Consider the following 13,094-nt stretch of genomic DNA (forward strand, 5'->3'; position numbering starts at 1 on the left):
TCGCTGCGTCGCCGCCTTCCTGCAATTTTAATTATTTTGGGTATCCAGGCGGTTATTCTTCCATCGCCTCGCGCCACAGTTTTTCCACCACCCGCTGGGCCAGCAGCGCCTGTTCCCCTGCGGTTTCGGGAAGGGTCTGATTTGCCACGCAGTCGATAAAATGTTCGGCGCAACCGACGAATCCGCGCTGTTCAAGTGTGCTTTGCCAACCGGGGATGGGCTGCGTCACGACGCCTGCTCCGCGCTCTTCCTGCCAGTCGCGCATATCAGTGACCTGATACAGGCCGCCGTCAGTAACCGCCTGCACCCACTCGCGCTGGCTGCCCGCACGGCGGTGCATGCTGGTGGTGATCTGCAACTGCTGATGGGCGAAATGGTGCTCGGCATACAGCATCTCTCCCTGATCGTTAGTTTGCAGCACCCCGCTTTGCAGTTCCGCCGCACCGTCCGCCAGCCAGAGCGCGGTATCCACCACGTGGAGATAGTCATCCAGCAGAGTGAACCGTAAATCATGCGGGCCGACGCTGTCTGCGCGGTGTTTATCCATCCGTAGCGACGCGCACTGGGTAAGGCGAGATTTCAGTTCCCGGTAGCGCGGTGCAAAACGGCGGTTAAAGCCCACCATCAGGGTGCGTTTTTTACGCGCTGCCAGCTCCACCAGCCGTTCGGCATCCGACAGGTTTTCCGCCAGCGGTTTATCCACGCAGACGTGAACCCCCGCGTTCAGCAGTTCATTCACCACCGCGTAGTGGCTGGCGGTGCTGCTGTGAACAAAAACCGCATCGCAACGTGTCGCCAGTTCGGCAATCGACCCAACGTAAGGAATACGGTAAGCGTCGCAAATCGGCTGCGCTTTGGCCTGCGTTGGGGAAAACGCCCCCGCCAGTTGCCAGCGCGCTGCTGCAGAGAGTACCGGCAGCCAGGCTTTTTGGGCGATACCGCCCAGGCCCACCATGCCAACCCGCAATAACGTCATATTATTCTCCGAGGTGTGCTAACAGGGAATCGAGCCGGGTTTGTAACTCTTGAACCTGTGCTTCCAGCGCCTCGACACGCAGCACAAGATCGTCAGAGGGTGCACTGATGGGCTCTTCATCCTGAGCGGGAATGACCGCATCGCCGCTAAACAGGTGCATATAGCGGCTTTCGCGCTTGCCCGGCTCGCGCGGCAGGCGCGCCACAAACGGGCCGTCCTCACGGGCCGCCAGCCGTTCCAGGGTGTTTTCTACTTCCGCCATATCCGCGAATTCGTGCATCCGCGAGGTGCGCCCGCGCAGTTCCCCCGGCGTTTGCGCGCCGCGCAGCAGCAGCGTGGTAATGAGTGCCACTTCTGCGCTGTTCAGCTTGAGATCGCCGAACTCGGAATTGCAGAAGCGTTGTTCGTATTTCATCACCCGATTGCCGAACCCGCTGACGGTGCGCAGGTAGTGGCGCTTCACCAGCAAATCCAGGGTGTTTTGCACCTCAGACTCGCTGAGATTCAGCACCGGCTCGCGGTTAGTTTTCTGATTGCAGGCCGTGACGACACTGTTAACCGACAGCGGATATTGCTCGGGCGTGGTGACCTGTTTTTCCAGCATACAGCCAATCACGCGGGCTTCAGTGGCGCTGAGTGAGTATTTCATTGGGGCTCCTTAACGACCTGCGGTCCATTCTTTGGTAGTCAGTGCGGTTAAAACGTGATCGCGCCAGACGCCGTCGATCAGCAAATACTCTTTGGCATAGCCCTCTTTTTCGAAACCCAGCCGGGCGAGCAGATCCCCGCTGCGCTGGTTATGGGGCATATAGTTCGCCATGATGCGGTGAATATGCTGGGTGCGCTGCATATAGCGGATCGCGGAGGTCAGCGCTTCGAACATCAACCCTTGTCCCTGCCACTTTTCCCCCAGCGAATAGCCCAGATAGCAGGCGTGAAACGACCCGCGCACCACGTTCGAAAAGTTGGCGACGCCGTAAATCTCTTTTTCATCAGGATCGAACAGCGCGAAATAGAAGGCGCTGCCCTGCTTGTGCAGTTCGTTGATCATGCTGAGCCGCGCCTGCCAGCCGGACGGATAGCAATGGCTCTCGTCGCGGATCGGCTCCCAGGGCTTCAGAAATTGCCGGTTCTCGGCATAGTAATCCGCCAGGCGCCAGGCATCCCGCTCGTAAATCAGGCGGACAACCAGGCGGTCGGTCACTAAGCGTATTTTCGGCACATTATTGCGATAGCCAAACATCTGTCGTTACTCCTTGCAGGCATTCTGTCGTCGCCCGTTAGCCACGCCATGTTTTTACTATACCTGTTGCCAGGAGAACAGTGAAAACAGCAACATGCCTTTTTTCAGGCCGTTATCGCGTTTCGATTAACGCCATCAATCAATCTCATAGATTGATAAAAAAATATTGTCGCAACGATGATGGGAAAATGTGACCGGGCACAGCAGAATGGTTTTCTGTGGTTTCGTTTCCCGGGAGGGGGAAATGGCTGGGGTCTCGCAGGCAAGGAGCCTGGGTAAATATTTCCTGCTGCTCGACAATATGCTGGTGGTGTTGGGCTTCTTCGTTGTCTTTCCGCTGATTTCGATTCGCTTTGTTGACCAAATGGGTTGGGCCGCGCTGTTGGTCGGGATTGCGCTCGGCTTGCGTCAGCTCACGCAACAGGGTTTGGGGATTTTTGGCGGCGCGATTGCCGACCGATTTGGCGCCAAACCGATGATCGTCACCGGTATGCTGCTGCGCGCCGCGGGCTTCGCCACCATGGGGATCGCCCATGAGCCCTGGCTGCTGTGGTTTTCCTGCTTCCTGTCCGGTATTGGCGGCACGCTGTTCGACCCGCCGCGCTCGGCGCTGGTGGTCAAACTGGTTCGCCCGGACCAGCGCGGGCGTTTTTTCTCATTGCTGATGATGCAGGACAGCGCCGGGGCGGTTATCGGCGCGCTGCTCGGCAGTTGGCTGCTGCAATATGACTTCCGGCTGGTGTGCGCCGTGGGCGCGGTGCTGTTTGTGGTATGCGCGGGCGTGAATGCCTGGCTGCTGCCCGCCTATAAGCTTTCTACCATTCGCACCCCGATGCGCGAAGGCATGGGCCGGGTGTTGAAGGACAAGCGGTTTATCACTTACGTGTTGACGCTGGCAGGTTATTACATGCTGGCGGTACAGGTGATGCTGATGCTGCCGATTATGGTCAACAACATTGCCGGGACGCCTGCGGCGGTGAAATGGATGTACGCCATTGAAGCGGCACTGTCGCTGACGCTGCTGTACCCCATCGCCCGCTGGAGCGAAAAGCGCTTCCGCCTTGAACAGCGCTTAATGGCGGGGCTGTTGCTGATGACGTTCAGCCTGGTGCCGATGGGCCTCACCGCCTCCCTGCAACAGCTTTTTACCCTGATCTGCGTGTTTTATATCGGCTCAATCATTGCCGAACCAGCGAGGGAAACGCTCAGCGCTTCACTGGCGGACGCCCGGGCGCGTGGCAGCTATATGGGCTTTAGCCGTCTCGGCCTGGCGATTGGCGGCGCGTTCGGTTACGCGGGCGGCGGCTGGCTGTTCGACATGGGGCACACGCTTGGCCAGCCGGAGTTGCCCTGGGCGATGCTGGGCGCGGTGGGGCTCATCACCTTCTTCGCGCTGTGGTGGCAGTTCAGCCTGCGCCGCATCGACCCGTCAATGCTGGAGCCGGGTAGCTGATTTGCCCCCTGCTTTTTTCTCCTCCATACTGAAAGTTACGCTCATCATATGGAGGAGAAACGTGAAGCTATATATTTACGATCACTGCCCATTCTGCGTGAAAGCGCGCATGATTTTCGGGCTTAAGAATATCCCCGTCGAGCTCAACATTCTGATGAATGACGATGTTGATACCCCCACCCGAATGATTGGCCAGAAAATGGCCCCCATCCTGCAAAAAGACGACAGCCGCTATATGGCTGAAAGCATGGATATCGTGCACTACGTCGATAAGCTGGACGGCAAGCCGTTGCTGACGGGCGCGCGTAACCCGGCTATCGCCACCTGGCTGCGTAAGGTCAACGAGTACGCCAACCGTCTGCTGCTACCGCGTATGGCGAAAGCGCCGTTTGACGAGTTCTCCACGCCGGAAGCCCGTGCCTATTTTACTGAGAAAAAACAGGCGTCAATTGGGGCGTTTGACGAGCATATGGCCCACTCCCCGGGGTTGATTAAAAACATCAGCGACGATCTACGTGCCCTTGATAAGCACATCAAAGCGCCAAACGCGGTTAACGGTGAGCTTTCTGACGACGATATCGATCTGTTCCCGCTGTTGCGTAACCTGACGCTGGTACAGGGTATTACCTGGCCGACCCGCGTGGCGGACTATCGCGACAATATGGCGAAGCAGACCCAGGTCAATCTTCTTACCTCAATGGCGATCTAAGCCTGAGCCGGCGCGCTGCGCCGGCGTTTCAGTTTTTTTCCCTGTTATTTTCCGCCTCATTGCGCGATGCTGCCGTTAATTAAGGATGGCGTAACGCTGAGGAATCTGATGAAAAAAATCGTTGTCGCACTCGTCGGGCTACTGACGATGCTGCTGGTGGGCTGCAACCAGCTAACCCAATACACCGTAACCGAGCAGGAAATTAACCAGGCGCTGGCGAAGCGCAATAACTTCACCAAAGACATTGGCCTGCCCGGTGTCGCCGACGCGCATATTGTGTTGTCGAATCTTTCCAGCCAGATTGGCCGCCAGGAACCGAATAAAGTCACTCTGACCGGTGACGCGAACCTGGATTTGACCTCGCTGTTTGGCGACCAGAAAGCCACCATGAAACTGACCCTGAAGGCGCTGCCAACCTTTAATAAAGAGCAGGGCGCAATCTATTTACAGGATATGGAAGTGGTGAGCGCTGAGGTGTTACCCCAGAAAATGGAAGGCGTATTAAAAACGCTAACACCGTATCTTAACCAGTCGTTAAAAAGTTATTTTAACCAACAGCCCGCTTACGTATTGAGTGAAGACCGCACCAAAGGCGAGGCGATGGCGAAGCAGTATGCCAAAGGTATTGAAGTCAAACCGGGCGAAATAGTTATCCCGTTTATTGACTGATCGACACGGGGGGCACCCGCTGCCCCCGCAATAAAAAGGATGCAAACGAAAACGTTTCCGCATATCCTTTGTGCCCGGCATAAATCCAGCCATTGTTGACTGATTTCCCACCAGCCGGAGCACGCTCATGACCGTATCATCCCAGGAATTAACCATCCGCCGCCCAGACGACTGGCACGTCCATTTACGCGATGGCGACATGCTTAACATCGTGGTGCCTTACACCAGCGAAACCTATGGCCGCGCGATTGTGATGCCTAACCTGGCACCGCCTGTGACGACCGTCGATGCCGCCCGTGCCTACCGTCAGCGTATTCTGGATGCCGTACCGGCTGGCCATACGTTCGAACCGTTAATGACCTGCTATCTGACCGACACCCTTGATGCCGACGAGCTGGAACGCGGATTTAACGAAGGCGTGTTTACTGCCGCCAAGCTCTATCCGGCCAACGCTACCACCAACTCCAGCCACGGCGTGACCAGCACCGATGCGATTATGCCGGTGCTGGAGCGAATGGAAAAAATCGGTATGCCGCTGCTGGTGCACGGCGAAGTGACCCATGCCGATATCGATATTTTCGACCGGGAAGCGCGTTTTATTGAAACCGTGATGGAACCGCTGCGCCAGCGCCTGACCCACCTGAAAGTGGTATTTGAGCACATCACCACCAAAGACGCGGCCCAGTATGTGCAGGACGGTAACGAGCGGCTGGCCGCCACCATTACCCCGCAGCATTTGATGTTTAACCGCAACCATATGCTGGTAGGCGGCGTGCGCCCTCACCTCTATTGTCTGCCGATTTTAAAACGCAGTATTCATCAACAGGCACTGCGCGAACTGGTCGCCAGCGGCTGCGACCGGGTGTTCCTCGGCACCGACTCCGCGCCCCATGCGCGCCATAAAAAAGAAACCAGCTGCGGCTGCGCAGGCTGCTTCAACGCTCCGTCTGCGCTGGGTGCTTATGCCACCGTGTTTGAAGAAATGAACGCGCTGCAACACATTGAAGCGTTCTGCTCACTGAACGGCCCGCGCTTTTACGGCCTGCCGGTAAATGAAACGCAGATTACGCTGGTAAAACAAGACGAAACCATCGCCCAGAGCATCGCCCTGAGCGACGACACCCTGATTCCTTTCCTTGCGGGCGAAACGGTGCGCTGGTCGGTAAAACGCTGACAGAGAAATATTTTCTGCCTCCTGTTGCAACCTGGACAGCTTAACTGTATAAATATCCAGTATAAACAACAGGGGGCGATCATGCGTATTGAAGTCACCATAGCCAAAACAACTGTATTACCACCCGGCGCGATTGATGCGCTGACAAATGAATTGACGCGTCGTATTGAGCACTCTTTTCCAGACACCGGGAACCAGGTTAGCGTGCGTTATGCCGCCGCGAATCATCTTTCGGTACTGGGCGGCGCAAAAGAGGACAAAGACAGGATCAGCGAGATCCTCCAGGAAACCTGGGAAAGCGCTGACGACTGGTTCTCTTCACCCTAGATTCGTGCTGTATCAACATGCTGCTTTGATATCGTTTCTGTCGTGGCATGTTGATGCATTTCGGATAGCGAAAATAAAAAATTATTCTCTCATTGTGCATTTCCGGGCTCGCCGCCCGGCTTTTTAATATCCCCCAAAGCGCAATTATTTTTTCAGTTTTATCTGTAATAATGGCCGCTAAGCGCTTATTTATACGAATAAGTTGCCGTTTTATTGTTCAAACTTTTCCACCGATTTAAAAAATGTGTTGCAGGAAATATATTTTTTAGACGTTGATGCTAATCCACTGATATACTCAAATTGCTTCAATAAAAGACGCATTGAACCTCGAATGACGTTGTCTATAAACACGATTAAGGGGGTTATAATGGTAAAGAATAATGAAGTTATTCAAACGCATCCCCTTGTAGGATGGGATATCAGCACCGTCGATAGCTACGATGCGCTGATGCTACGTCTGCACTATCAATCGCCAAATCGCCCTAATCAAGAAGACACCGAAGTTGGGCAAACCCTTTGGCTCACTACCGACGTAGCACGCCAGTTTATTTCGATTCTCGAAGCTGGCATTGCAAAAATAGAATCCAGTGATTACCAGGAAAACGATTATCGCAAGCATTAACGTGCTTATCTTTTAATCGACAGGCACCTTCGGGTGCCTTAATTTTTTGAATATTCTGATTGCAGCCGCTTATATTAATTTCACTTAAGCATCGTTGCGCAAACAAATCTGTCCTGTGATGTAGTTATATTTCCCGCGATATGGGTTGTTAACCATTAGGGTAAATCTTGTTTCTTTTCCTCAGGTTCTTTACTCTGCACTCCCTTCACTCAAATGGAGAAAATGTCCATGGAGTACGATCTCATTATTGTTGGCAGTGGTTCCGTGGGTGCCGCTGCCGGGTATTACGCCACCCGTGCGGGCCTGAAGGTGTTAATGACCGATTCAGCCCATCCGCCGCACCAGGAAGGCAGTCATCACGGTGAATCACGTCTGATTCGCCATGCCTATGGCGAAGGCGAGAAATACGTTCCGCTGGTGCTGCGGGCGCAAAAACTGTGGGATGAACTCCAGCAGCTGAGCGGCGAGAAAATTTTCACCCGCAGCGGCGTACTGAACCTCGGCCCTGCGCATTCCGACTTTCTGGCAAACGTGGAGCAAAGTGCGCACCAGTTCAGCCTGCCGCTGGAAAAACTTGATGCTGCCGCACTGATGGCATGCTGGCCAGAAATCACCGTTCCGGCAGATTTTATCGGTCTGTTCGAACCCAATTCCGGCGTGCTTCACAGCGAAACCGCCATTGCCGCCTGGATACGCCTGGCAGAAGAAGCCGGTTGCGCACAGCTCTTTAACTGCCCGGTGCAGGCGATTCACACCGATGCGGACGGGGTCAGTATCGACACGTCAGAAGGCACGTTCCGCGGGCGTAAAATGCTATTAAGTGCCGGAACCTGGGTTACGCGTCTAATCCCTGAATTACCCATTACCCCGGTACGGAAAATTTTTGCCTGGTATCAGGCCGATGGCCGTTACAGCACGAATAACCGTTTTCCGGCCTTTACCGGTGAGCTACCTAACGGCGATCAATTCTATGGTTTTCCAGCAGATAACAACGAGCTGAAAATCGGCAAGCACAACGGCGGGCAAATCATTAGCGCGCCTGAAGAACGAAAACCGTTCGGCGCAGTGCATACCGATGGCGCGGAAGCCTTCCCGTTCTTACGCCACATCCTGCCGGGTATCGGCGGCTGTCTGTATGGCGCAGCCTGTACCTACGATAATTCCCCGGATGAAGATTTTATTATCGATACGCTGCCCGGCGCGCCAAACACCCTGGTCATCACCGGTCTGAGCGGGCACGGATTTAAGTTCGCCTCCGTGCTCGGTGAAATCGCCTGCGATTTTGCGCAAAACGCCGCGCCTCAGTTCGATCTTTCCCCTTTCGCCCTGAGCCGTTTTAAAAACGCCTGATTACAAGGGTGGGTTTCCGCCCCTGTTATTCCCCTTACGGCGCGGTAAACGGGTATAATGCCGACGACTTTCCTGAAACGGGTTTAATTATGCGCCGGCTTTTTCATTTTCTGGTCAACAACGTGCGCGAGCATCTGGTGCTTTACCTGGTGCTGTGGTCGCTGTTGGCGATTATCGATCTTATCTGGATCTGGTTTTATTGATGAGTTTGCCATCAATAAAACTGACATAGATTGACATAATGCTGACGCAGATTTAATCATCCCCTCCCCTTTTCAACCGTTATTCCATGCAAAGACAACGCTAAATTACACATTAGTTAAGCATTCTTTTATCGTTCAATTTCTTTGATGGACTGCTTCCATTTTTTTGGATTGCTTTTGATTCCCGCTCACGCCATTGTTGCACCAACTTTAAAATTTAACAGGCGCACAACATGCAGTGGCGTAATTCTCCCACCCGATACGGACATCTTTCAGTGCTTTTACACTGGGTCATCGCCCTTACCGTTTACGGTATGTTTGGCCTGGGCCTGTGGATGGTGACGCTGAGTTATTACGATGGCTGGTATCACAACGCGCCAGAACTGCACAAGAGCATTGGCATCCTTTTGATGATGGCGATGGTGATCCGCCTGGCCTGGCGCGTTATCTCGAAGCCGCCGCGCGCGCTGCCCACCTATACCCGCGTTACCCGTGTCGCCGCTGCGGCAGGCCACGCCCTGCTGTATCTGCTGCTGTTCGCCATTCTGATCAGCGGTTATCTGATTTCCACCGCCGACGGCAAGCCAATCAGCGTGTTTGGCTGGTTCGAGGTGCCAGCGACCCTGAGCGACGCGGGCGTCCAGGCCGATCTCGCTGGTCAGGTTCACCTGTGGCTGGCCTGGGGCGTGGTGATTTTTTCTGTTTTACACGCGCTTGCCGCGCTTAAACATCACTTTATCGATAAAGATGCCACCCTGAAGCGGATGCTCGGGAAAGCGTCATAAACTAAGGACTGAGGAGCGAAAATGAAAAAAAGCCTGCTGGGGTTAACGATGGGTGCCCTGTTATTTACTACCGGTTCCGCTGTGGCTGCGGATTATGTTATCGACAAACAAGGCCAGCACGCCTTTGTTAATTTCCGTATTCAGCATCTGGGTTACAGCTGGCTGTACGGTACGTTCCGTGATTTCGACGGCGCATTCACCTTTGATGAAAAAAACCCGGCGGCGGATAAAGTGAATGTCACCATCAACACCAACAGCCTGGATACTAACCATGCTGAGCGTGACAAACACCTGCGCAGCGCGGATTTCCTTAACGTCGCCAAGTTCCCGCAGGCCACCTTCACCTCGACAGAAGTGAAAAAAGATGGCGATGGTCTGGATATTACCGGCAACCTGACTCTGAACGGCGTCACCAAACCGGTAACCCTGGACGCGAAATTAATCGGCCAGGGCAGCGATCCGTGGGGTGGTCAGCGCGCAGGTTTTGAAGCCAGCGGCAAAATTCATTTGAAAGATTTTAATATCACCACCGATCTGGGCCCGGCGTCTCAGGATGTTGAGCTGATCATTTCCGTGGAAGGCGTTCAGAAGAAATAACCGATTCCCTCGCGGCGGTTACCGCGAGGGGAAAGGTCACTCGGGGTCGGGAATGCCCAGTTTGGTGTTTAACCGTCCCCGGGATTTATTAAAGATTTTCGCGCCGTTCTCCCGCCCAGCACGCAGTTGACGCTGCTGTTCCTCCGGCAACGCCAGCTCTTGCTGGCACTTCTCGCTACAACACCCGTTGAATTTCTCAGCGCAGGCCGGGCACTGAATAAACAGCAGGTGGCAACCGTCGTTTTTGCAGTTGGTGTGGGTGTCGCACGGTGAACCACACTGGTGGCAATGCGCGATCACGTCATTACTGATGCGCTCGCCCATCCGCTCGTCAAACACGAAATTTTTACCGACAAAACGCACCGGCAACCCCTGTTCACGGGCGCGGCGGGCGTATTCAATGATCCCGCCCTCAATGTGCCACACCTGCTTAAAACCGTTATGGCGCATCCAGGCGCTGGCTTTTTCGCAACGAATCCCCCCGGTGCAGTACATGACGATTTTTTTGTCTTTGTGCGTTTCCATCATCTCAACGGCTTTCGGCAACTGTTCACGGAAAGTGTCCGCCGGGATTTCCAGCGCATTTTCGAAATGGCCGACTTCGTATTCGTAGTGGTTGCGCATATCGATAAACACCGCGTCAGGATCGTCGAGCATAGCGTTCACTTCAGCGGCCTTCAGGTATTCGCCAACGTCGCTGGCGTCAAACTGCGGATCGTCTATCCCGTCCGCCACGATGCGATCGCGCACTTTCATCCGCAGCACCCAGAACGATTTCCCGTCGTCATCCAGCGCGATATTCAAACGCAGGCCGTTCAGCGCCGGATCAAACCCGTACAGCAACTCGCGCAGCGCGTCGAGCTTGCTGGCCGGAACGCTAATCTGGGCGTTAATCCCCTCGTTAGCAAGATACACGCGGCCAAACACGCTCAGTTCGACAAAAGCCTGGTACAGCGCGTCGCGGGTGGCCTGGGGATTAACAATGGTGAAATATTTATAGAATGAGACTGTGGTGCGCGGCTCGGTTTCTGCCAGCATACGCGCCCTGAGTTCCTCATTCGAAATGCGGTTATGCAACACTGGCATGGTGTTCGTTCCTGCAATCGGTAAGGGGAATTTATCGCGCGGCATGATAAAGCATTTAACACCAATTTACATCCACACATTCTGCGCTACATTTGCCCTCTTATTCCAACAAACCCAGCGGCATCCCTGGCTAACTCGCTGAGATTTTTGGCCCAGAGAAAAATTAATGCCACAATAGGCCCTATAGTTTCTCGATTTATCATTCAGGAAATTCATGACTCAACTACCCACATTCTCGCGTCGCCTGCTCCATCCCCGTTACTGGCTTAACTGGCTGGGTATTGCGCTGCTCTGGCTGGTCGTGCTGCTACCCTACCCGGTGATTTATCGTCTCGGCTGCGGTATAGGCCGCCTGGCGATGCGTTTTATGAAGCGCCGGGCGCGTATTGCCTACCGTAACCTTGAGCTGTGCTTCCCGGAAAAATCGGATGCGGAACGTCATCAGATGGTGGTGAAAAACTTTGAATCGGTGGGCATGGGCCTGATGGAAACCGGTATGGCCTGGTTCTGGCCCACCTGGCGTGTTGAACGCTGGTTTGATGTTTCCGGCACCGAACATATCACAGCGGTTCAGTCTCAGGGCAAGGGCGTGCTACTAATTGGCGTGCACTTCCTGACGCTGGAACTGGGTGCACGCATTTTCGGCATCCATAACCCCGGTATTGGCGTATATCGCCCTAACGATAACCCCCTGCTCGACTGGCTGCAAACCTGGGGACGGATGCGCTCCAATAAGGCGATGATCGACCGCAAAGATCTTAAAGGCATGGTGCGGGCGCTGAAAAAGGGCGACATCATATGGTATGCGCCGGACCACGACTACGGCCCGCGCAGCAGCGTATTTGTACCGTTCTTCGCCGTGGAACAGGCCGCTACGACCACCGGTACCTGGATGCTGGCGAGAATGTCCCAGGCCTGCGTGGTTCCGTTTGTGCCACGCCGCAAACCCGATGGCAAAGGCTATGAAATGGTGATCCTCGAGCCAGAATGCAACCCACCCCTGGAGACCGCTGAAGACACCGCCCGCTGGATGAACGGCGTGGTAGAGCGCTGTATTCTGATGGCCCCGGAGCAGTACATGTGGTTGCACCGCCGTTTCAAAACCCGCCCTGAAGGTGTCCCTTCGCGCTACTAAACCCTTGCGGCGGCAGGGAACTGCTGCCGCGTTGTGGCGACCCTCTGATATTTCAGCATTAAAATTTCACATTCATACTGGCAAATTGTCAGATTCGTCTATTCTTTCCTGAAAAGCCCATGCACACAGGGAGATTGCCATGTCTATGTACGCCACACTTGAAGAAGCCATTGACGCCGCTCGCGAAGAATTCCTGGCGGATAACCCCGGGATCGCTGAAGACGAGGCAAACATACAGCAGCTTAATATCCAGAAATACATCCTGCAGGATGGCGATATTATGTGGCAGGCTGAATTTTTTGCCGATGATACTGAAGATGGCGAGTGTCTGCCGATGCTAACCGGTGAAGCCGCCCAGAGCGTGTTTGACGGCGATTTTGACGAAATCGAGTTGCGCCAGGAGTGGCTGGAGGAAAATACTCTCCATGAATGGGATGAGGGCGAATTCCAGTTGGAGCCGCCACTGGATACCGAAGAAGGCCAGGCAGCGGCCGATGAGTGGGACGAGCGTTAAGTTACTCGTAAGGACCGTGGCTCGCATCGATCGGCAGTAGCAGGGTATCGAATACCAGCGAAAACGGCAGATCGAGCACGGTGACGTAACGCCATGCCGAGTCTCTGACATCCCACTGTACGCCGGGGTAATACTGGTTGCCGTGTCCCTGCCCGGGGATGGTTCGGCTAATAATACTGCCGCAACCGCTTAACAGCATGGCGACGATGATGATGACAACAGCGCGCATGAAATAATTCCTGTCGTTTTTC

17 protein-coding genes are annotated in these 13,094 nt (G+C 54.5%); 12 read left to right on the forward strand and 5 right to left on the reverse strand.

Translation table 11 applies throughout. The features are described 5' to 3' along the window. Nucleotides 1–52 precede the first annotated feature (52 nt). Genes RT120_RS11275 through rimJ form a run of 3 tightly spaced genes read right to left on the reverse strand, consistent with a single transcriptional unit; the run spans nucleotide 53 to nucleotide 2,219 of the window. Entirely contained in the window at nucleotides 53–976 is a 924-nt protein-coding gene (locus tag RT120_RS11275; protein ID WP_312982677.1) for a Gfo/Idh/MocA family oxidoreductase, read from the reverse strand. A gap of 1 nt (nucleotide 977) precedes the next feature. Then, nucleotides 978–1,625, reverse strand: a complete 648-nt coding sequence (locus RT120_RS11280) for a YceH family protein (protein WP_312982679.1) — start codon at nucleotides 1,623–1,625, stop codon at nucleotides 978–980. 9 nt (nucleotides 1,626–1,634) lie between these two features. Next, nucleotides 1,635–2,219: a ribosomal protein S5-alanine N-acetyltransferase gene (gene rimJ / locus RT120_RS11285; RefSeq protein ID WP_312982681.1), complete on the reverse strand. Its 585-nt coding sequence runs from the start codon at nucleotides 2,217–2,219 to the stop codon at nucleotides 1,635–1,637. A gap of 244 nt (nucleotides 2,220–2,463) precedes the next feature. Here rimJ and mdtH point away from each other — a divergent pair, with 244 nt between their 5' ends. The 10 genes from mdtH (at nucleotide 2,464) to RT120_RS11335 (ending at nucleotide 10,108) form a co-directional block, all read left to right on the forward strand. After that, entirely contained in the window at nucleotides 2,464–3,672 is a 1,209-nt protein-coding gene (gene mdtH, locus RT120_RS11290) for a multidrug efflux MFS transporter MdtH (RefSeq protein ID WP_312982683.1), read from the forward strand. Nucleotides 3,673–3,733: 61 nt separating this feature from the next. Then, nucleotides 3,734–4,381, forward strand: a complete 648-nt coding sequence (gene grxB / locus RT120_RS11295) for a glutaredoxin 2 (protein WP_312982685.1) — start codon at nucleotides 3,734–3,736, stop codon at nucleotides 4,379–4,381. A gap of 108 nt (nucleotides 4,382–4,489) precedes the next feature. Beyond that, on the forward strand, nucleotides 4,490–5,050 hold the full coding sequence (locus tag RT120_RS11300; RefSeq protein ID WP_312982686.1) for a lipoprotein: 561 nt from the start codon (nucleotides 4,490–4,492) through the stop codon (nucleotides 5,048–5,050). 127 nt (nucleotides 5,051–5,177) lie between these two features. After that, entirely contained in the window at nucleotides 5,178–6,224 is a 1,047-nt protein-coding gene (pyrC, locus tag RT120_RS11305; protein ID WP_312982688.1) for a dihydroorotase, read from the forward strand. Nucleotides 6,225–6,305: 81 nt separating this feature from the next. Then, a complete protein-coding gene (dinI, locus tag RT120_RS11310; protein WP_312982690.1) occupies nucleotides 6,306–6,551 on the forward strand; it encodes a DNA damage-inducible protein I in 246 nt (81 codons plus the stop codon). A gap of 367 nt (nucleotides 6,552–6,918) precedes the next feature. Beyond that, nucleotides 6,919–7,173: a biofilm formation regulator BssS gene (gene bssS / locus RT120_RS11315; protein ID WP_183171914.1), complete on the forward strand. Its 255-nt coding sequence runs from the start codon at nucleotides 6,919–6,921 to the stop codon at nucleotides 7,171–7,173. Nucleotides 7,174–7,401: 228 nt separating this feature from the next. Then, on the forward strand, nucleotides 7,402–8,523 hold the full coding sequence (solA, locus tag RT120_RS11320; protein WP_312982692.1) for an N-methyl-L-tryptophan oxidase: 1,122 nt from the start codon (nucleotides 7,402–7,404) through the stop codon (nucleotides 8,521–8,523). A gap of 89 nt (nucleotides 8,524–8,612) precedes the next feature. Beyond that, nucleotides 8,613–8,726 (forward strand): YceO family protein, encoded by a 114-nt coding sequence (locus RT120_RS11325; RefSeq protein WP_312982693.1) that lies wholly within the window; start codon nucleotides 8,613–8,615, stop codon nucleotides 8,724–8,726. A 233-nt stretch (nucleotides 8,727–8,959) separates the two neighbouring features. After that, nucleotides 8,960–9,511 (forward strand): cytochrome b, encoded by a 552-nt coding sequence (locus tag RT120_RS11330; protein WP_312982696.1) that lies wholly within the window; start codon nucleotides 8,960–8,962, stop codon nucleotides 9,509–9,511. Nucleotides 9,512–9,532: 21 nt separating this feature from the next. Then, on the forward strand, nucleotides 9,533–10,108 hold the full coding sequence (locus tag RT120_RS11335) for a YceI family protein (protein ID WP_312982698.1): 576 nt from the start codon (nucleotides 9,533–9,535) through the stop codon (nucleotides 10,106–10,108). 36 nt (nucleotides 10,109–10,144) lie between these two features. On the opposite strand, the gene RT120_RS11340 is transcribed toward RT120_RS11335, so the two are convergent. Then, on the reverse strand, nucleotides 10,145–11,194 hold the full coding sequence (locus tag RT120_RS11340) for a rhodanese-related sulfurtransferase (protein ID WP_312982700.1): 1,050 nt from the start codon (nucleotides 11,192–11,194) through the stop codon (nucleotides 10,145–10,147). Nucleotides 11,195–11,408: 214 nt separating this feature from the next. On the opposite strand from RT120_RS11340, the gene RT120_RS11345 reads away from it, so the two are divergent. Both RT120_RS11345 and RT120_RS11350 read left to right on the forward strand, forming a co-directional pair. Continuing rightward, nucleotides 11,409–12,329, forward strand: coding sequence for a Kdo(2)-lipid IV(A) acyltransferase (locus tag RT120_RS11345; protein WP_312982701.1), 921 nt, complete (start codon nucleotides 11,409–11,411; stop codon nucleotides 12,327–12,329). A 139-nt stretch (nucleotides 12,330–12,468) separates the two neighbouring features. Further along, nucleotides 12,469–12,843 (forward strand): MysB family protein, encoded by a 375-nt coding sequence (locus tag RT120_RS11350; protein ID WP_312982702.1) that lies wholly within the window; start codon nucleotides 12,469–12,471, stop codon nucleotides 12,841–12,843. A 1-nt stretch (nucleotide 12,844) separates the two neighbouring features. Here RT120_RS11350 and RT120_RS11355 read toward each other — a convergent pair whose 3' ends face one another. Beyond that, nucleotides 12,845–13,072 (reverse strand): YceK/YidQ family lipoprotein, encoded by a 228-nt coding sequence (locus tag RT120_RS11355; RefSeq protein ID WP_312982704.1) that lies wholly within the window; start codon nucleotides 13,070–13,072, stop codon nucleotides 12,845–12,847. Nucleotides 13,073–13,094 lie beyond the last annotated feature (22 nt).

This window comes from Atlantibacter sp., from assembly GCF_032062175.1.
GTDB lineage: Bacteria > Pseudomonadota > Gammaproteobacteria > Enterobacterales > Enterobacteriaceae > Atlantibacter.